Annotated in this window: 18 protein-coding genes; 5 read left to right on the forward strand and 13 right to left on the reverse strand. The window is 33.7% G+C overall.

Features of this window, described 5'->3' with window-relative positions; all coding sequences use genetic code 11:
• Nucleotides 1–20: 20 nt before the first annotated feature.
• The 3 genes from BST92_RS12095 to uvrA form a co-directional block, all read right to left on the reverse strand.
• Entirely contained in the window at nucleotides 21–602 is a 582-nt protein-coding gene (locus BST92_RS12095; protein ID WP_105071690.1) for a hypothetical protein, read from the reverse strand.
• Between the two features lie 727 nt (nucleotides 603–1,329).
• Nucleotides 1,330–2,397, reverse strand: coding sequence for a magnesium/cobalt transporter CorA (gene corA, locus BST92_RS12100; protein ID WP_105072270.1), 1,068 nt, complete (start codon nucleotides 2,395–2,397; stop codon nucleotides 1,330–1,332).
• 142 nt (nucleotides 2,398–2,539) lie between these two features.
• Nucleotides 2,540–5,344 carry an excinuclease ABC subunit UvrA gene (gene uvrA / locus BST92_RS12105; protein WP_105071691.1) on the reverse strand — a complete coding sequence of 935 codons (2,805 nt, stop codon included), beginning with the start codon at nucleotides 5,342–5,344 and terminating at the stop codon, nucleotides 2,540–2,542.
• Nucleotides 5,345–5,550: 206 nt separating this feature from the next.
• On the opposite strand from uvrA, the gene BST92_RS12110 reads away from it, so the two are divergent.
• The gene (locus BST92_RS12110) at nucleotides 5,551–6,141 is read left to right on the forward strand and encodes an RNA polymerase sigma factor (RefSeq protein ID WP_105071692.1); all 591 of its coding nucleotides are present in this window, start codon (nucleotides 5,551–5,553) and stop codon (nucleotides 6,139–6,141) included.
• 60 nt (nucleotides 6,142–6,201) lie between these two features.
• A complete protein-coding gene (locus tag BST92_RS15065) occupies nucleotides 6,202–6,348 on the forward strand; it encodes a hypothetical protein (protein WP_170061750.1) in 147 nt (48 codons plus the stop codon).
• A gap of 87 nt (nucleotides 6,349–6,435) precedes the next feature.
• Here the strand turns inward: BST92_RS15065 and BST92_RS12115 are convergent, their stop codons facing one another.
• A complete protein-coding gene (locus BST92_RS12115; RefSeq protein ID WP_105071693.1) occupies nucleotides 6,436–7,095 on the reverse strand; it encodes an endonuclease III domain-containing protein in 660 nt (219 codons plus the stop codon).
• Nucleotides 7,096–7,129: 34 nt separating this feature from the next.
• Between BST92_RS12115 and bcp the strand changes: the two genes are divergently transcribed.
• Nucleotides 7,130–7,579: a thioredoxin-dependent thiol peroxidase gene (gene bcp, locus BST92_RS12120; protein WP_105071694.1), complete on the forward strand. Its 450-nt coding sequence runs from the start codon at nucleotides 7,130–7,132 to the stop codon at nucleotides 7,577–7,579.
• Between the two features lie 77 nt (nucleotides 7,580–7,656).
• Here bcp and BST92_RS12125 read toward each other — a convergent pair whose 3' ends face one another.
• Nucleotides 7,657–9,111: a nicotinate-nucleotide adenylyltransferase gene (locus BST92_RS12125; protein ID WP_105071695.1), complete on the reverse strand. Its 1,455-nt coding sequence runs from the start codon at nucleotides 9,109–9,111 to the stop codon at nucleotides 7,657–7,659.
• Between the two features lie 90 nt (nucleotides 9,112–9,201).
• Between BST92_RS12125 and BST92_RS12130 the strand changes: the two genes are divergently transcribed.
• Together BST92_RS12130 and BST92_RS12135 are read left to right on the forward strand one after the other, a co-directional pair.
• The gene (locus BST92_RS12130) at nucleotides 9,202–9,963 is read left to right on the forward strand and encodes an MBL fold metallo-hydrolase (protein WP_105071696.1); all 762 of its coding nucleotides are present in this window, start codon (nucleotides 9,202–9,204) and stop codon (nucleotides 9,961–9,963) included.
• A gap of 1 nt (nucleotide 9,964) precedes the next feature.
• The gene (locus BST92_RS12135; RefSeq protein WP_105071697.1) at nucleotides 9,965–10,465 is read left to right on the forward strand and encodes a hypothetical protein; all 501 of its coding nucleotides are present in this window, start codon (nucleotides 9,965–9,967) and stop codon (nucleotides 10,463–10,465) included.
• Here BST92_RS12135 and BST92_RS12140 read toward each other — a convergent pair whose 3' ends face one another.
• The 8 genes from BST92_RS12140 to BST92_RS12175 are packed head-to-tail and all read right to left on the reverse strand — an operon-like array spanning nucleotide 10,466 to nucleotide 19,850.
• Nucleotides 10,466–11,137 (reverse strand): alpha/beta hydrolase, encoded by a 672-nt coding sequence (locus tag BST92_RS12140; RefSeq protein WP_105071698.1) that lies wholly within the window; start codon nucleotides 11,135–11,137, stop codon nucleotides 10,466–10,468.
• The gene (locus BST92_RS12145) at nucleotides 11,137–11,493 is read right to left on the reverse strand and encodes a hypothetical protein (RefSeq protein ID WP_105071699.1); all 357 of its coding nucleotides are present in this window, start codon (nucleotides 11,491–11,493) and stop codon (nucleotides 11,137–11,139) included. Before BST92_RS12145 ends, BST92_RS12140 begins: the two co-directional genes overlap by 1 nt.
• Entirely contained in the window at nucleotides 11,486–12,736 is a 1,251-nt protein-coding gene (locus BST92_RS12150; protein WP_105071700.1) for a dihydroorotase, read from the reverse strand. The genes BST92_RS12145 and BST92_RS12150 overlap by 8 nt, the downstream gene beginning before the upstream one ends.
• A complete protein-coding gene (locus BST92_RS12155; protein ID WP_105071701.1) occupies nucleotides 12,733–14,637 on the reverse strand; it encodes a BatA domain-containing protein in 1,905 nt (634 codons plus the stop codon). The genes BST92_RS12150 and BST92_RS12155 overlap by 4 nt, the downstream gene beginning before the upstream one ends.
• 50 nt (nucleotides 14,638–14,687) lie before the next feature.
• Nucleotides 14,688–15,884 (reverse strand): sensor histidine kinase, encoded by a 1,197-nt coding sequence (locus tag BST92_RS12160; RefSeq protein ID WP_105071702.1) that lies wholly within the window; start codon nucleotides 15,882–15,884, stop codon nucleotides 14,688–14,690.
• Nucleotides 15,885–15,943: 59 nt separating this feature from the next.
• Nucleotides 15,944–16,711 (reverse strand): TIGR02757 family protein, encoded by a 768-nt coding sequence (locus tag BST92_RS12165; protein ID WP_105071703.1) that lies wholly within the window; start codon nucleotides 16,709–16,711, stop codon nucleotides 15,944–15,946.
• Nucleotides 16,704–17,372 (reverse strand): ABC transporter ATP-binding protein, encoded by a 669-nt coding sequence (locus BST92_RS12170; protein WP_105071704.1) that lies wholly within the window; start codon nucleotides 17,370–17,372, stop codon nucleotides 16,704–16,706. The genes BST92_RS12165 and BST92_RS12170 overlap by 8 nt, the downstream gene beginning before the upstream one ends.
• 21 nt (nucleotides 17,373–17,393) lie before the next feature.
• A complete protein-coding gene (locus BST92_RS12175) occupies nucleotides 17,394–19,850 on the reverse strand; it encodes a DUF5916 domain-containing protein (protein ID WP_105071705.1) in 2,457 nt (818 codons plus the stop codon).
• Nucleotides 19,851–19,933: the final 83 nt, after the last annotated feature.

The raw sequence follows: 19,933 nt of genomic DNA on the forward strand, positions 1-19,933 counted from the left end.
CGGTAAAATAATTTATAGAACTATTCTTTGAACAACACTGCCTTCTGCATCACAGAAAGTGGATAGTTCTTTACTATCGCGCTCTCTGCATTACCAGTCATGGATGTATCTTGAACACGAGCCATGGTAATCATAAACTCCATGTAATCATCGTGGAAAACTTCAGTACAGTTTAATAGATTGCCCATGACTTCATAGGTGCTGAACAAGGTTTGATCTGCATATGCCGTTTCTAAGACAATACCATTATTCTCATCAACTAAATACAAATTAGGATTATGGGTTTTCTTTAAATTATATGCTCTTTCAGAACGCTCTTCACCATAGAAGATTTTATACTGATAGTTCATGCTGTCAGTCGTTTTTAATAAGTGAAACTCCATAGGTATAGATTCTGTTCCTCTACTTGTTGTAATTTTGAGCTCACCTTTATAAGCACCTAAAAAATCTTGTGGAAATTCTTTATCTATAGAAAGTACATTATCTACAGTCACCTGTTTTGATATATCATCATTGACAATTTCGCCATTGGCAGTGATGTCTTTTGCATCTTTACATGAAATGCTAGATAAGATAAGTAGTAGTAATAGTAATTGTTTCATGCTTTAAAAATAGGTATAAATGAGGAAATCCCGAGTTGTCTCAATGACTTCTCAGGATTTCCTACTAACCAACCAAAAAACTTTATGAATGTAAATTACTCTAATAATTACCTTCACTTACTATTATTCAAATTGCGTGCCAAACTATTATGCATGCATAATTAATTTATATACTGACAGGTTTGTAAAAAAAAGAATTCTCAAGCGCAAAATGCAACTTGAGAATTCTCACTAACCAACCAAAAAACTTTATGAAAGAAAATTACTCTTACCTTTTCTCTTTCAAAAGTTATAATTCAATTTACGTGCCATAAATAGCTAAACTGATTTTATTCTTATATGCTATAAGTCTCACTGAATGGTCATGCCTTACATATGAATTCTATATTGTCAATTGACTTAATGTCGATTAACACTATGCGGTGAGATGTCTAAGTAATTAATGAAAGAATAGTCCAAGCTAGCATAGTACAATCTTAAAATAACTACTGTGATTATAGATAAATATCATTAAAAACATAACCAATAGTTGCTATAATAGCTACCTGTACCCATTGACCTTTAATCAATAATTCAATATCAAACCATTCTTAGCTCAAGCCTACTGTCTATAAGTAGTAAATAATAATATGTTTCCTATATATTACGATCTGGCCTGTTTCTATAGAGAAGTGCAGTAGACGCATTAATATGGTTAAACGATACTTATACGACTAGAGATTATATTTTATAGCCATTTTTTCCATTTGAAGAATATTAACAGAACTATAAAAATACCACCACTCATAAACCAGAAATATTGATAACCATCTTCCCAGCTCAATTCTGGGATGTGTTCAAAATTCATCCCATAGATACCAGCTAGAAAGGTAAGAGGAATAAAAATAGAAGACATGATGGTAAGCACTTGCATGATTTGATTCATTTTATGGCTTACGCTTGATAAATACATATCCTTAAGTCCTGTATTTATTTCTCGATAAGACTCTATAGTCTCTGTGATTTGAATACAGTGATCATATGCATCGTGAAAATAGGTCACAATTTTAGGGTCTATTAATTCGCTTTGCTCTTTTAATAACTTGCTTATCGACTCTCTTAAAGGATAAATAGCTCTTCTCAAGCTTAACAATAACCTTTTATTGCGTTGTACTTTGTTGAGTGACTCTTTATCAGGTTCTTCAAAAATTTCATCTTCTAGGTCATTAAGATATTCACCTATTTGTTCTATGGCTATAAAATAATGATCTATAATACTATCGATTAAAGCATAGAATAAGTAATCATTTTTACTAGATCTTATTCTACCACGACTTGATTCTATGCGTTCTCTTATATTTTCAAATACATCACCAGTTTTTTCTTGAAAAGTGATTACCGCATTTTTTTTAAGAACTATAGAGACCTGTTCTTCATTGAGTTCATGTTCAACAGCATCATAGGATATCATTTTGATACATTGATAGATACAGTCTTCAAAAAACTCTGTTTTGGGGCGTTGTGTGGTGTTTGCAATATCTTCTACCAGTAAATGATGCAAGTCAAAGTCTTTACCTAATTGTTCTAATAATTCAATGTCATGTACACCTTCTATATTGAACCAGTTAACTTGTTCATTTTCATTATTTACTATATGAATGTTTTCATATTTATGATATAGATTTTCATCATAGCATATAGTCTCTGTTGCGACATTTCCTTCTCTTTCTAGCCCTACATATGATATCGTTCCTGGTGGTTGAAATACAGTATTTCTAGATTTGGGTGTAGCTTTACGTTTACGTCTGCGCGCCATAGTCATTTGAATGATGAGTAGTAAACTTACTAAAAGTTAATTGAAATTATTATACTATTTAAAAAACTGATGAATAGCTGTATGAATGTAGATAATACGCTTTCGCGAAAGCGTGCTCAATCAATTCCACTCATCCCAACTGTTATACAAGTTTTTCGGCAATGTGAGGTGCAGTAATACTCTCTTTTATTTGAGCAACTTCTTCAGGTGTGCCAGCCGCTGTTAAATATCCTCCATTCATTCCACCATCTGGACCTAAATCAATGACATAATCTGCACATTTTACTAAATCCATATTGTGCTCGATGACAATCACAGAATGTCCTTTTTCAATCAACGCATTAAAACTATCGAGTAATTTATTTACATCATGAAAGTGTAGTCCGGTTGTAGGTTCATCAAATATGAATAGTGTCTTGTCTGCAGTAGTTCCTTTTACTAAAAAACTTGCCAGCTTAATGCGTTGAGCTTCACCACCGGATAGGGTAGAAGAGCTTTGTCCTAATGTTACATAGCCTAGCCCGACATCTTGTAAAGGCTTTAATTTTCTAGTAATCTTTGAGATTTCAGCTTTTTCAAAAAAGTCGATAGCATCATCAATAGTCATGTTTAATAAATCATCAATGTTTTTATCTTTAAATTGAATTTCTAACACATCTTTTTTGAATCGTTTACCATTACAGGTCTCGCAGGTTAAAGTCACGTCTGCCATGAACTGCATTTCGATGGTAACCTCTCCATCTCCTTTACAGGTTTCACATCTTCCACCTTCTACATTGAAAGAGAAGTGTTTAGGCTTGTAGTTTCTTATTTTAGCGACTTTTTGATCAGCATATAAATTACGGATGTCGTCATATGCTTTAATGTAAGTGACAGGATTAGACCTAGAGCTGCGACCTATAGGATTTTGATCTACAAATTCTACTGTCTTAATGTTTTCAAATTTACCGTCGATACTGGTAAACTGACCTGCTTTTTTGCCATATCCGCCTAGTTTTTTGAGAATGGCTGGATATAAAATTTGTTTTACGAGTGTACTTTTTCCACTACCAGAAACACCAGTTACCATGGTCAATACGCCTAATGGAAATGTAACATCAATATTTTTAAGATTGTTCTGTCTTGCACCTTTAATGTCAATAAAGTGTTTGAACTTTCTTCTTTTCTTAGGTAGTGGGATTTCTAAACTACCATTTAAATAGCGAGCGGTGAGGCTAGAAGATTTTAGAATTTCTTCGAGAGTTCCTGCTGCTACAACTTCACCACCATGTGTTCCTGCTTCAGGTCCTATATCAATAATCATATCTGCGGCTTGCATGATTTCTTCATCATGTTCTACTACAATAACGGTATTTCCTAGGTCACGTAAGTTTTTAAGAACTTTTATTAATCTAGCAGTATCTCTAGGATGTAGACCTATGCTAGGTTCATCAAGAATGTACATACTACCTACTAGACTACTACCTAATGAGGTGGCAAGGTTAATGCGCTGGGATTCTCCACCTGATAAAGAATTAGATTTTCTATTGAGAGTTAAATAATTTAATCCTACATCAGATAAGAAATTAAGTCTACTTTGAATCTCTGCTAGAAGTCTTTTTGCTATGTCTAGTTCGGTTTGGGATAATTCAATTTTTTCAAAAAAATCTTTTAAATCTTTAATAGGCTGATTTACTAAATCAGATATAGATACACCAGCCACTTTTACATAACTGGCTTCAACACGCAGTCTTTTTCCTTTACAAACGCTACACTTTGTTTTTCCTCTATAGCGTGAAAGCATAACACGGTTTTGAATTTTATATGCTTTTGCTTCAAGCTCAGCAAAAAAGTCATTGATACCTTCAAAATGCTTATTTCCGGACCATACAAGATCTTTTTGTGCGTCTGATAATTCAAACCAAGGTCTATGAATAGGGAAATCAAATTTACTTGCGTTTTTAATAAGTTGGTCTTTGTACCAGCTCATATTATCACCACGCCATGGGAAAACAGCATTTTCATAGATGGAAAGAGCTGTGTTAGGGATTACTAATTCTTCATCAATACCTATTACGTCTCCATAACCTTCACAGTTAGGACAGGCTCCATACGGATTATTAAAACTAAACAAATGAGGATTAGGCTCTAAGAATTCCATGCCGTCCAACTCAAACTTATTACTGAATTCACGATGGGCACTGCCGTCCATATGTTCTATCATACAAACTCCTTTACCTTCAAAAAAGGCAGTATCTACAGCATCTGCTAGACGATTAAAGAAGTCTTCATCATCTCTTTTAATAATACGATCGATGACTATAGAGACTTGATCTGATTTTTTAAATGTATAATCTAATCCTTCTATACGCTCAACGGTTTCATTTATTTTTATACGAGTAAAACCTTGTTGTAGTAATACATCTAGCTGATCTTGAACTTCACGTTTTCCTTTAACAATTAGTCTAGTAAGTAGTAAAAGTCTTGTTCCTTCATCTTGTGCTTTTACATAATTCACAACGTCAGTCACGGTATCCTTTTTCACTTCATTACCAGAGATAGGCGAGTAGGTGCGTCCTACACGTGCAAAAAATAATTTGAGGTAATCATAAATCTCTGTAGTGGTGCCTACTGTACTGCGTGGATTAGTAGAATTTACTTTTTGTTCAATAGCGATTGCAGGAGCAATCCCTTTGATATACTCAACTTTAGGTTTATTGAGACGACCCAGGAATTGTCTAGCATAAGAAGAAAGACTTTCTACATAGCGTCGTTGACCTTCTGCGTACAGTGTGTCAAAAGCTAGTGAGGACTTACCACTACCAGATAATCCTGTAATGACAACTAGCTTATTGCGTGGTATTACAGCGTTTAAATCTTTTAAATTATGAAGTCCAGCGCCTTTTATAAGAATGTTGTCCTTAGGGCTTAGATCGTCAATGTTTGCAAATAAGGTATCGTGCGTCATATGCACAAAGATAAAACGCTAAACGACCAATAAAAACAATGTATTTCATATAATATGTTAAATTGTTGGGTAGTATTTTGTTGGTTTGGAACAAATGTTGTTATATTTAACCCGTTACTAATTTTAAACAGTCTGCGTATAGCTATATAATTACTTTAAATCAGAGATCTTAAACCTTAATTAAGGTCTTAAAGTTTGTTATAGTTATGAAGTTAGAAAACACTACCACAGATGCGGTTCTAGTAACCCAGTACCTTAGAGGTGAAGAAAGCAGCCTAGAGGTGCTTATCACAAGACACAAGCAAAGAATATACAGTTTTATCTATTCCAAAGTATTGGATCGCGATGTGACAGAAGATATTTTTCAAGATACATTCATAAAAGTAATTCGCACTTTAAAGAGAGGTAAGTATAATGAAGAAGGTAAATTTTTACCTTGGGTTATGCGTATTGCTCATAATTTAGTCATCGATCATTTCCGTAGAAATAAACGTATGCCTAAGTTTTCATCTAGCAATAGCGACTTTGACATTTTTGATGTGATTAGTAATGGACAGGAAAGCACAGAGAATGAAATGATATCTATGCAAGTACAACAAGACGTTAAGAAACTTATTGAAGAATTACCTGATGATCAAAAAGAGGTCTTGATCATGCGCATGTATAAGGACATGTCGTTTAAAGAGATAGCAGAATGTACTGATGTAAGTATCAATACAGCTTTAGGGAGAATGCGCTATGCACTTATTAACTTACGCAAGGTGATTGATAAGCACAATATCATATTAACAAATTAATAGGTTGATTTTATAATAAAGTTTAAAATGCCTCGTTTATATTGAAAATAAACGCAACACATGGCAAAACTTTACAATGAATCAATTCCTGAAAGAGTGACTCCACTAGGACCAAAAGATGACACGGTGAAATTCCTTCTCAACTTTTCAAAAGCATTGAGTGTTATGAAAATACAGAACATGACGTTTGAGACACTTAACAATTAAATTTTGTTTTCAGCTTTAAAAACCCATTGAGATCAACAGATTTTAATGGGTTTTTTGATGTCTTAAATTATTAATTGAATGATTTGATCATTTCTTTAACTTCTTATAGTATTCATCCAGCACTGTTTTTCTACCTACGGTTTTAGTTATGATATCTTTTTCAAGATCCCAACCACGCGCTGGACTGTACTCGCGACCATACCAGATAATTTGAAGATGTAAGTCGTTCCATTTTTCTTTGGGGAACAATCTTTTTGCATCTTTTTCGGTTTGAACGACGTTCTTGCCACTAGTTAGATTCCAGCGATACATTAATCTATGAATGTGCGTGTCCACAGGAAAAGCCGGTATTCCAAAGGCTTGTGACAACACCACAGCAGCCGTTTTATGTCCTACCGCTGGCATAGCTTCTAGTTCTTCATAAGTTTGCGGTACTTTACCATTGTGTAAGTCTATAATCATTTGTGATAAACCGTGAATACCTTTAGCCTTCATAGGCGATAGGCCTACTGGTTTAATGATCTCTCTGATTTCATCTATAGACATTTTAATCATGTCATATGGATTATCGGCGCGTTCAAATAGTAAAGGTGTAATTTGATTAACGCGCACATCAGTACTTTGAGCACTCATTAAAACTGCAATTAATAAAGTGTAAGGATCTTTATGATCTAGAGGTATCGGTATTTCTGGATAAAATTCTTCAAGTTTATTTATGATAAAATTGACCTTTTCCTCTTTATTCATTTTTTAAATTTATGCTTTCAACAAAAATACAACTATGACGACATTAAAAACAGGAGATAAAGCTCCAGATTTTTCAGTACTTAATCAAGACGGTAATACAGTTTCATTATCTGACTTTAAAGGTAAAAAATTAGTGTTGTTTTTCTATCCCAAAGCGAGTACACCTGGCTGTACGGCCGAAGCTTGTAACCTGAGAGATAATGTATTACGCTTTCGCGAAAGCGGATACGAAATACTAGGTGCTAGTGCAGATAGTCCTAAAAGGCAATTGAATTTTAAAAATAAATATGAATTGCCATATGACCTTCTAGCTGATGAGGATCATACATTACTTAATGCTTTTCAAGTTTGGGGTCCTAAAAAGTTTATGGGTAAAGAATATGACGGTATTCACAGAACGACATTTGTAATTGATGAAAACGGTATTATTGAAGATGTGATTACTAAAGTAAAAACTAAAGATCATACCGCTCAAATCTTATAATTAAGATCAATTATTAGAGTATAAAAAAAGACCGCTTATTAAGCGGTCTTTTTTAGTTTAAATTCTTAATGATTCAATTAAGATGTACCAAGCATATCAACTGTATTACAACCAAAAAGATTTTGTTCCTCTATAAGCTCAGCAATACCTGGCGGTAGCATTTCTCTCCATCCATCTTCACCTTCAGCAATCATGCGCAATACTTCTCTCGAGAAAATATGCATGACATCTTTATTATAATCTTCAATATCAATTACACGACCATTATACTTAAAGAACTTATATAATTCTTTCATGCGTGGATGTACTTTTATGTTATCGCTGGTTGTTAATTCACCAGTTTCTGTATCTATCATAGGGTATAGGTAGACTCTTAAATCTTTAAAGAATAGTTTACCAAATGCTTCTAAAATACCACCACTTAAATGAGTGTAATATTTAGTGTCAAAAATATCTACCAGATTGTTAACACCCATGACCAGTCCTATACGTTCTTTAGTATAGTTATTGAAATATTCGACAAGTCTATAATATTCTTTAAAGTTAGAAATCATTACTGTTTGACCTAAAGAACACAATAATTCTGCACGATGCATGAAATCTTCTTCATCAATCTCTCCTTGGGCTTTAAGATTAGAAAGTGTTATTTCAAAAATAGTCTCGAGTTTATCTTCTTTAACCTTACCTGATTTTATGAACATGGCCTTTGCCGTTTCATACATATCCATGTTTACTTTTGTAACAGGTCTAAAACTACCTCTTAAAGCAAGTACATTTTTTTTATAAAGAATACGCGCACTTAATATATTCTTACCATCTGGACCGAACATTACAGCCTCAGTCATTTCATTACGTAATAATTGTAATGACATCAAACGGTTATCAACTTGTTTAAAACGAGGACCATCAAAATTAATCATATCTATTTCTATCTTATCCTTATCGATATGATCATATAGATATTTCAACAATTTTTTAGGCTGATCATGTTTATAGAATGCTCCATAAATCAAGTTAACACCTAGTATTCCCAGAGTAATTTGTTGCAGTCTAGCGTCTGTCTCTTTAAATCTTACATGCAGTATGATTTCAGAATATTCTTCTAGTGGCGCTGCTTGAAATTTTATTCCTACCCAACCGTGGCCTTTATATTTTTTTGCAAAATCAATAGTGGCAACGGTATTTGCATATGTAAAGAACATCTTTTCTGGATGTTTATCACGTGCAATGCGTTCTTCAATAAGGTCTGACTCGTGTTGTAACATGCGTCTCAATCGAGCTTCTGTTACATAACGTCCATCATCTTGCACTCCATAAACCGCGTCAGAGAAGTCTTTGTCATAGGCGCTCATGGCTTTTGCAATCGTTCCTGATGCACCACCAGCTCTGAAAAAATGACGTACCGTTTCTTGTCCAGCGCCTATCTCGGCAAATGTACCATAGATATTACGGTTTAAGTTGATTCTTAGTGACTTGCTTTTTAATGAAGGTACTGATTCAAAATCATTATCTCCTGGTAAGGTAACTCCCATTATGGTGTGCTATTATATCGTTCACACAAAGGTAGCAAACCACAACGTAGAACAAAAAAATATGGCTATTTTTAACCTAAAATAGTTCAAGTGAAAATCACCATTTTAGGAACAGGAACTTCTCAAGGCATTCCTGTTATAGGAAGTGACCATCCCGTTTGTAAAAGTACTGACTCTCGTGATAAAAGATTGCGAGTAAGTGCTATGATAGAACATCAAGGTAAAAGACTTGTTATCGATTGCGGTCCAGATTTTAGACAGCAAATGTTACGACATAATGTGAGCCATTTAGATGGTGTTCTTTTTACACACGAGCATGCAGATCATACAGCTGGACTAGATGATTTACGTCCTTTCTTTTTTAGACAAGGCGAGATTAATTGTTATATGACATCTCGTGTACACCTAGCCTTGCAAGAACGATTTAGTTACATGTTTGCAACCGTTAATAAATATCCTGGCGTGGCAGATCTTACCGTCCACGAGTTTAAAAATGATAGTTTTGATGTGTCAGGTATTACAGTCACACCTGTGCTTGCAGACCATGGCTTTATTCCAGTACACGGTTTTAAGATCAATAATTTTGCTTACATGACAGATGTGAAAACAATAACTGATGTTGAAAAACAAAAATTGAAAAATCTTGATGTACTCGTTCTAAATATGTTGCGAGAGCAAGAGCATTATACCCATCTTAATTTAAAAGAAGCCCTTGAATTAGTAAGGGAATTACAACCACAGCGTACTTATTTTACACATATCAGTCATCACCTAGGATTCCATGAAGAGGTAGAGAAAAACCTTCCAGAAGGAGTCTTTTTAGCCTATGATAATTTAGAAATTAACTTATAATATGAAACGTAATCTTTATTTATACCTATTTATTTTTGCCTCTTTAATCGCACTAATATTATATGTTAATGGTAGAAATATACAAGAGTCTCAGGACCGTGCTTATAGAACTCTAGAAGAAAAATTAGAAACTACGCAAAAACAATTAGAGGAAGCACAGGCCGCAAAATCAGCAGCCACTATTTTTTCACTAGATAATAATGAAGAGGCCTACAACTACTTTGAATCTTCTGGTCTAGATCGCAATAAAATAGAGGCTGTTTTGCAAGATTACCTACTAGAGCAAAATCTAACTCAAGGTGGGAATCCGCTAGTGGATTATATAGGAGAAGGTAGAGGATATCAAATCAACGATATACAAGTTTTAAATCATAAATGGTTGATTGCAAACTTTACTGATAATACCAACTGGGGAGAAGTGTTGATACAATACAACTTTGACGAAAACAATAATCTATCGATGCAAACTTTAAAATCTGTACTGTACAACAAGTATAGATAATTAAAGATCTCTTTCTAACCATTCTTTCATGTCATAAAAATTATCTCTAGCCACGCCGTGTCCTATAGGATAGTCTTTAAACACATGGTCAATGTTTAATTTCCTCAAAAAATCTGGAGCCAGTTTTGCCCATGCATAAGGAACGACCTGATCTACTGTACCGTGAGAAATAAAATAGGTTGGTTGTTTTTCGCTTTCGCGAAAGCGAGATTCAAGAGCATCTGGTTCATCTATCATTTCCTCATTTAAGTAACCACTCATACAGACTACTTTATCAAAAAGTGATGGATGAGAAAGTGATAATGCATAAGAAAGAATGGCACCTTGGCTAAAACCTAGTATATTAATTTTACCCTTGGAAATAGGGTAGTGCGCTTTTAATTCTTCTATAAATTTCAGTAACAAGCTCATACTTTCTTTTGCCTGTTTTACATCACTAAACTTACCACCAGTCGCGTCAAAGTTGATGGCATACCATGCGGCACCTTGCGGCACCATATTATAAGGCGCTCGAGCAGATATTATAAAAAAGTCATCAGAGATTTCTGGAGAAAAAGAAAACAAATCTTCTTCATTACTACCATACCCATGTAAGAGTAAAAGTAGAGGTGCATTTTCTTTATTTGCAGGCCTTATGACATGCCTAAGAGATAAGTTTGTAAAAGTTTTCATTACTTAATAAAATTAAACCATTTCTGGAATAGTGGACCTACAATAGGAAGTTCATCAGTTTGATTTCTTAAGGCACTTATAAGTCCTAAAATAGCTAATAGCACAAAAAAACTTACCATTAATAAAGGTATGATACCTGTGGGGATAATGCTTGCAAAAACGCTCACTATTACGGCAGCAGCGATGATTCCAAACATTTGTCTTAGATGGAACGCAGCAAAAGGTTGATTTTTTCCGTTATTTAAAATTATTGCTACACCAAAAATGGCAATACAAACTATTAAATGAAAAAATAAAAATAAAGCACTTGCATATCCTATGATAGCTATTGATTTACCGGCAGGTTCTTTATCCATTCCAAACAATCTTTTTGTTATTTATAATTCCTAGTGCTTTACCTCTTAATTTTTTATTTAAAATAGCACTGTTTTTAGAAGATGAGAATATATATTCTTTTTCAAACGTGTACTTCTCAGTTGGTACAAATAGACTCAAATTAGCAATTTCATCAACCTTGATTTGTGGTTTTTTAATCCCGAATACTTGATAGCCTGAAGTGAGCGCTTCAATAGCTTTTTCAGTATCTAACAACGTTTGTAAAATCCCAAAAGCACTCTCTAGTCCTATGCTTCCATAGCTAGCTTGATCAAATTCAACAGCTTTATGTTCTATATTTAAGGGTATGTGATCAGATGTGACCGTATCAATGATTCCACTTTTTAATGCATTGATTAAAATATTTTTTTGTTTTTCATCACGTAACGGTGGCTCAATTTTAAAATGTGTATTAAAATCAGCTAAATCTGTGGTGTCTAAAAACAAATGATTTGTAGAAACGCTACATGTAATATTTGAGTATTTCTTTTTAGCGTCTTTAATGAGTTGTACGCTAGCGGCTGTAGTAATAGTAGGGATATGTAGTCTGGCGCCTGTGTAGGCAGCAACTTGAATATCACGTGCTATTTGAACCTCTTCGGCCATGGCTGGAGTAGTTTTAATACCCAAATGTATGGTAGCGGCATCTTCATTAACCATTCCTTTTCCCGCTAAATGGTTATCCTGCGGATAGGATTGTATAATTCCTCCAAAAGATTTTACATATTGTAAACCTACTTTGAGAAGGTTAGTGTTACTTATGGATTTTTTAAAATCATAAAAAGAAATAGCACCAGCTTTTTGCATGTCATAAAGCTCTGCTAGGTGTTCTCCGTCTTGATTTAATGTAAAATTACCGACTGGTAATAGGGTTACAGCTTCACCTGCCGTTTTGTTTTTTAAGTAATTAATACCAGATTCATCCTGTGGATTAGGACGATTATTAGGGTTTAACATTATGGTAGTGAAACCACTTTTTGCAGTAGCTTCTAATCCATTTTTTAAGGTTTGTCTCTCTTCAAATCCAGGCTCGCCAAAGCTTACACTACTGTCAAACCATCCTATAGAGATATGTAAATCTTCTTTTGAGATGATACGAGCTTCATCATTTTTGATACTCGCTGCTATTTGAGATATTCTACCGTTTTTGATAAGAAGATCTCTTTTTTTGAGATGCAGATCACTACCAGCATCAATAATAGTAACGTTTTTTAATAATATCATTTCAAAAACTTTAAAATCAATAATTCACAGATTAGAAAGAATAATGCGCCTATCACAAAGTATTTCCATAAACTCAGGACACCATCTTCTTTACTTAATTTATACACTAAATCCTCTACTGAATAAACGATGTTTTCACTACCTAAATCTTTAGTTGTAAAGTACTCAAGTTTATTCTCTTTACGACTATTGTTAAAACTCAACGTTGTAATAATCTCTTCATCTTTCAGTACTTTATAATTACCCGAATTATTTAATTCATCGTCAATTTCTATGAGTACAAAAGAATCAAAGGCTCTTTGCTTAGGTATTATAGAACTGAATTCGTTTTTTAATTCGAGTATTTCATCGCTAATAATCGTTTCCGACACAGCAATCGAGTTATTCTCTCCTATATGATAATATAATTGAGGAACAGGTAAACTACCACGGCCCATGTTGTATAAAACAGGAACTATTAAAGGTGAATTTTTAAAATTTGAGTTTTTATCGTTTAAAGGTGCTGTAAAAGAGTATACATTTCCTTTTTGAAATAGAAAGCTACTACCGTCTTCAAATTTTAAAATAGGATCAAGCGCGTTTATATTATTTGTGGTAGCGTTAACTTTAGGATATTGAAAATTAGATATTTGCTTATTAAATACACCTTTTAATATGGGATGATTAAAATTAATTTCTGTGATGCGCTTTTCTTTTTCACTTATAGAATTGCTACTTAATACGTTTGTAATTGAATTATTATCAGATTGATCTAATGAAGGTATTACTACTAGATAACCACCATTCTTTAAATATGTATTAATTTCTTGAGCTAGATTAAGTGATATGTTTTTTAATTCATTAAGAATTATTAAGTTTTTCTCATTAAGTAAATTAAAATTAAGATCTCTCGCCCTTACCGCTGTAAAGTCGAATTCATCTTCTGTAAAAATTCTCTGTAAAAATTCACCGTCAACATCGTTTATAGCTAACACTTTAATCTTACGTTCTATGTTGTTACTAACGTACAGCTCGTTATCAAATGTAAGGCTGTTGTCGTCAAGGTAAATACGACCTTGTAATGGTTGACTAGTTTCAAAATTAAAAGTACCTGTGTCTTTTAAATTGGAAAGGTCCACACTCGTCTTTGCCACTAAAACGCCATTATTTTCTAGGCTTAAAGTGACTGGGTTATTAATTGCTTTATCACTGGTCACAGTGACGCTTATATCTATAGAATTAGTTTCTCTACTACTTATATATGCGGTATCTATAGATACGTTATTAGATTCCTCAGCTTTTAGAAAAACTAATTCTCTTTTTAAGCCTGCAAGAGTATCTGGGAACGTCTCGATAGTTTTTTGAAAATCAGATATAATGATTAACTCATTTCTTTTATTGTTATCATTTAGTAAAGCATTTGCTTTTAGTTGTATTTGATCATAACTCAACGGTTTTGACTGATAACCTGATTTCAATAAATCATTAGAGACCTCTTTTTTAGTCGTATTGCGATAAGTATTATCATTTGTAAAAAGAGTAAATCTCTGATCGTTAGGTAAGCGTTCTAGTAAATCCGTAACTGCGGTTTTATAAAGTTCACCTTTTGAACCACTAGATTGCATAGAAAAAGAATTGTCCAGATATATAGCAGTTTCTTTTTCTTGTGTTGCAACATCGCTACCTGGTATAAATGGTTGGGCAAATGCAAAAACAATACAAGCTATTGCGGCCATACGAGCCAGTAATGTTAACCATTTTTTAAGCTGTCGACTCTTCCGTGTTTGAGTAATTAGTGGCTTTAAAAAGGCAACATTAGTAAAAGGCACCTTTGTAAAACGCCTTAATTGAAATAAATGAATAATGATAGGGACAATAAGAAATAGAAGTCCGTATAGTATTGATGGATTTTTAAATATCATTTAAATCTAGGATTAGTCAAAGATAATATCTTATCTCAGATTCACCTATTTTATTTTGATACAGTAATGATGAATTCTGTACCTAATCCAAGTTCAGAATTTACAGTAATCATTCCATTCAATTTATTCACCAGTTTTTGTACTGTACTCAAACCTATACCATTTCCTCGTTTACCATTACGATCTGGTTGGTTTAGAGTTTGAAACATTTTAAAAATCTCATCCTTTTTATCTTCGGCGATACCTATACCGTTATCTGCCACTTTAATGATGTAATAGTCATCCTTTTCAATGATATCAGTTTTAACCTCTATGGTCTTTTTATCATTATATTTTAGAGCGTTACCTATTAAATTAATTAATATTTGTTCTAGCGCACTTTTATTAATTTTCAATTCTATATTATCTTCAGGTAATATATAATCTATATCGTCTGGTATCGCTAGAATTTCATGAATATGCTCTAACAATGTGTAGGCGTCAAAGGTTTCTTTTTCTTCTACTAGAAAAGATTCACTTTCATAATGAGCTAGGATTTGAGTAACATAATCAGATAACCCAAAGGCCGCATCCTTAATATAATTCAGGTAATTTCTACCTGCTTCATCAATGTTATTACCATACTTTTTTGCTACAATGTCTGTAGTCAATACCATATTTGCGAGAGGCATTTTCATATCATGCGATACGGTATGCGCAAAACTTTTCAGCATCTCATTATTCTCTTCTAGAATAGCGGTTTGCTTTAATAAATCTGTATTTTTCTTATGAAGTTCTAGTTGTCTTTTTGCAAGATCTGCCACCATTAATAAAGATGCTCTTTCCTCTTCAGTAAGCTTATGGGGTTTATTATCTAGCACACATAAAGTCCCTAAAGGTAAGCCTTCTTCACTTTCTAATTTTACACCTGCATAAAAAATTAATGGATCTGGTGCATTAACAAATGGATGATCCTTAAACTGCTCTAATTTACGCGCATCTTCTATTAAATAAATGTCTTCATCAGAATTGATTGCGTGACTACAAAACGATAATTCTCTTTTACTAGCATTTAATTCAAGTCCTCTTTGGGACTTAAACCACACTTCTTCTTTATCAACAATGCTTATTAGAGATCTAGGAATTGATGTAAGCCTGCAGACTAATTCTGTAAGTTCATCAAAGACCTTCTCTCTATCTTTTGAAATACCATAGTCTTTCAAAACTTTAAGTCGTTGATTTTCATTTAAGTGAGCTATCGCGTTCATTCATTTATCGGTTAGTTATCACAAAGGTAAACGAAACATTTACGGTTTATACTATATTCCTACAAATCATTAAAAACTCCTACACCAAATAACGCAAAATCATACTTTACAGGATCGTTAGGGTCTAACTTACGCAAGTAATTATCTAGTTCAGCAACTGCTTTACCGTCATTTTGTTTTCTTTTAAGCATTTTAAGTTTACGCGCGATATTGCCGGTATGAACGTCTAGTGGTAAAGAAAGAGCGCTCATGGGTATTTGTTTCCATATTCCAAAATCTACTCCAGCGTTATCATTTCGCACCATCCACCTTAAAAACATATTAATACGTTTTGCACTGCTGTTTTTTAAGGGATCACTAACGTGTTTTTGGGTACGAGGTAAATGCTCAATTTCAAAGAACATTTTCTTAAAACTAGAGATTGCTTTTTGAAGATGTCCTGTTTCTTTATACGCTTTCGCGAAAGCGTTTTCTAAACCACCATATCGTTGCTCAATATTTTTTAATGACCTTAAAAATGTCTTACAATCTTCATTGTTAAAGGTGCGATGCACAAATCCATCAAAACGGTCGAGATCTTCAGGCTCGTGATTGATTATAAAATCTGCTGGAGCGTGATCCATTAACTCCATTAATTTATTAGAATTATTAATAATGGACTTACGATTTCCCCAAGATATGGTCGCTACTAAAAACCCTGCTATTTCAATGTCCTTTTTCTCTGTAAAAAGATGTGGGATTTGAATGGGATCATGTGGTATAAAGTCAGGCACATTATATTGCTCAACCTTAGCGTCTAGATATTCTTTGAGCTGTGCTCTAGTCATTTGATAAAAATCTACCGTCTTGCATGATTAATTTTCTATCTGCAAGATTAGCGAGCTCATCATTGTGTGTTACTATGACAAAGGTCTGATTAAACTCTGCTCGTAGTTTAAAAATCAATTCATGTAAATCATTTGCAGTATTACTATCTAGATTTCCTGTAGGTTCATCTGCATAGATTACTTTAGGGTTATTGATAAGTGCTCTAGCAACTGCAACTCTTTGTTGTTCTCCACCACTTAAAGCTCCTGGTTTATGTTCAAAACGATCAGAAAGCTTAAGGTAATCTAGTAATTCTTTGGCTCTTTTAGTGGCTACATCCTTAGGTGTATTTTTTATAAATGCCGGTAGACATACATTTTCTAAGGCACTGAATTCTGGTAACAATTGATGAAATTGAAATATAAAACCTAAAGATTCATTACGGAAACGGCTCAACATTTTTGAGTTGAGTTTAGTTACATCTGTACCATCTATAATTAATGATGTACTAGCATGCTCATCTGGACGTTCTAAAGTCCCTAGTATATGTAGTAAAGTGGTCTTACCTGCTCCAGAACTACCTACTACACTAACTATTTCACCAGTATTAATAGTAAGTTCTACGTCCTTAAGAACTTGTAAATCGCCAAAACTTTTATGAATATGTTGTGCTTGTATCATGTAAGACAAATGTAGCGAGTTTTAAGCTTTAAACCACTTTCTAGCTGCATTCACATCTAAAAAATAAGTAATGCGCAGTGATAGATTGTGTCGTACTGGTTCCATAAAAAGATTGTCTAGACTTTCTTCAAATTGAATTGCTCCTTGATTATCAAAGTTTGAAATAGAGTTGCGATATAATAGGGATGCTTCACTACCTGGTGCAAATCGCCAACGGTAGGATAAGTCTAAATTCCATACATTAAAATTAGCATCAGGATTAAAATCTTCTTCAAGAACATAATCACTATTTTCTAAAGTACCGTCTAACTGTAGTTCTTTAAAATCACGACTAAAAGTGGCTCGCGACCAGAAATTTCTAAACGAGATACTTAATGCTTGTCTATTATTAAAATTATAAGTCCCAGTTAATCTATTCTCAACACTATGTGTATCTCTTTCACTAAGTATTGAAGTCGTGTTGTCATCAGTGAGTGTTACATAACTCATCCTATCATTATTCTTATCCCAATTCAAACTATAGACAAGTAAAAATTGATCAGAAAAACGATAGCGCGGTGCGATTCTAAAATCATAGTTATGTTCTTTCTCATCCAGTCTTTTAAATCGACCAGCTCTTATATCAATTGCAAATTTTTTACGATAGTCACTAGATATAAATCCACCAGTAAAAATTCCCTGTCCGTATCTTACTACTTGATCTTCAATTCTCGATTCAAACTGATCTTTACGGTCTGTAAAGTAATTTAAATCTGCTCCAAAGGCAAAACGCTCTTTAGTAATAAAAAATGGATTTAAATTTATTTCAGTTCCAGTATGGAAACCTGGTGAAGCGGCACGTCTATGTCTGGTGCGCAGGCTTATTTCATACCGGTTAAAAATACCTTTCTGTGTTAATTGAACATAATTAAGATCTGCAGCAAAGGTGTGGAAGTTAGTCTGAAAATTTCTACCTAAGTCGTTAGGGTTATAATTACGATCTCTAAAAAAGTGACCTAATCTAGGACGCCACTTACCACTTGTTTTTCTCCAGTTAGCTTCAGTCGCAAAACCAGTTTCAGTGCCATCTGGTGTAAAGCGATTAGTCATTTTAACCTCAGCACTTATATTATCTGTAGCCGCTTTATTATTGTGATTCAATACAATTGCATTAGAATTAGCATCTGTAAAAGAGCCATTGCGCAAGGTACTAGCATTTACTAAAGCAATTGAAGAATTATTACCATATTGCTGGTCCAGCACGAGCATGTTATAATTAGTCAGTGGTTCTGTCTCGACCTCTCGACGAGATCCATCTATACTGTTTTCTATGGTAGCACTGGTTTTTTCTGTAAGCGCGTTTAATAAACCTATTCCTAATCCTTTTTCTGTACGACCAGTTACTTTAATCGCATTTAATAACTTTGCACTTCTAGGGTTGTCTATAATATTCTCATTTTCTAGTACTTCAATATTTCTAGATCCACTAGGTCGTTGACCTATGCGTCTTGAAAAGAATAAGTCTCCTTTTCTAAAAAGGTCTGTACCTTCAGTAAAAAATGCTCTATTCTCATTAAAAGTTTGTTCAAAAGGACCTAAGTTAAGTACCACTTGATCAAAGGCTACCTGACCAAAATCAGGAATTAACGTAGCGTCAAGTGTAAACGCATCATTAATCCCATATTTTAAATCCATTCCAGCATTAAAACTTGTGGATTCTATACCGTCAAAACGGTCATGTATGACAGATACATAAGGATATAAATTTAATCGTAATGGTGGATCAATATTTTCTATACCTGTTAATAAAGCATCATATTGTGTATCTGTACCCGTTGTTACATCAATATAATTATAGGTATATTCTTCATTTAACGATTTAATAATGCGCAATATTTGAAAACTCCAGTCCTGTACATTTTGCTCTGGAAAACGCAAGGTTCGATAAGGTATTTTCATTTCTACATACCATCCTCGTTCATCAAATGACACCTCAGATAAGAAAACAACGTTATAACTAAAATCCTGGCTGTTACCTTCAGCAATGGCATCACCTAGAGCGTTTGCACTAGTGGCATAAAAACGGGTTTGATTAATCTGGTTATTATAAGTATTTATAAAAAAACCGAAAAGGTCTGCTTGCTCAAAAACCTGATCACGTTGAGAAAACTGTCTTAAAACAGATTCTGGATCATTATCGTACATATAACCAGCAACATAAATTGCGCTATCGTCATAAGCTACTTTAAATTCAGTTTTATGAGTTTCCCTTTCGGCATTTCCATTATTAGGTTGTGCCATAATAAAATTACCGCCAGTAGTAACTCGATCCCATATCTGCTCAAATGGTTTTCCATCAATTTTTGGTGGTGTGGATATGCGAGTAGCTCTGTAAACTTTTCTCGCGATATTGGTTGTGTCTTGTAATGTTGTAGTCGTATTCGCTTTCGCGAAAGCGTAACTAAAAAATAACAATGTGAAAACAATAATTCTGAGCATGACTTTTTATGAATCCTCAAAGCTAAAAGCTAAAAACTATAGATTCATTAAACCCATGTTAATTTAACATATGATTTACAATC

This window comes from Nonlabens arenilitoris (assembly GCF_002954765.1).
Lineage (GTDB): Bacteria > Bacteroidota > Bacteroidia > Flavobacteriales > Flavobacteriaceae > Nonlabens > Nonlabens arenilitoris.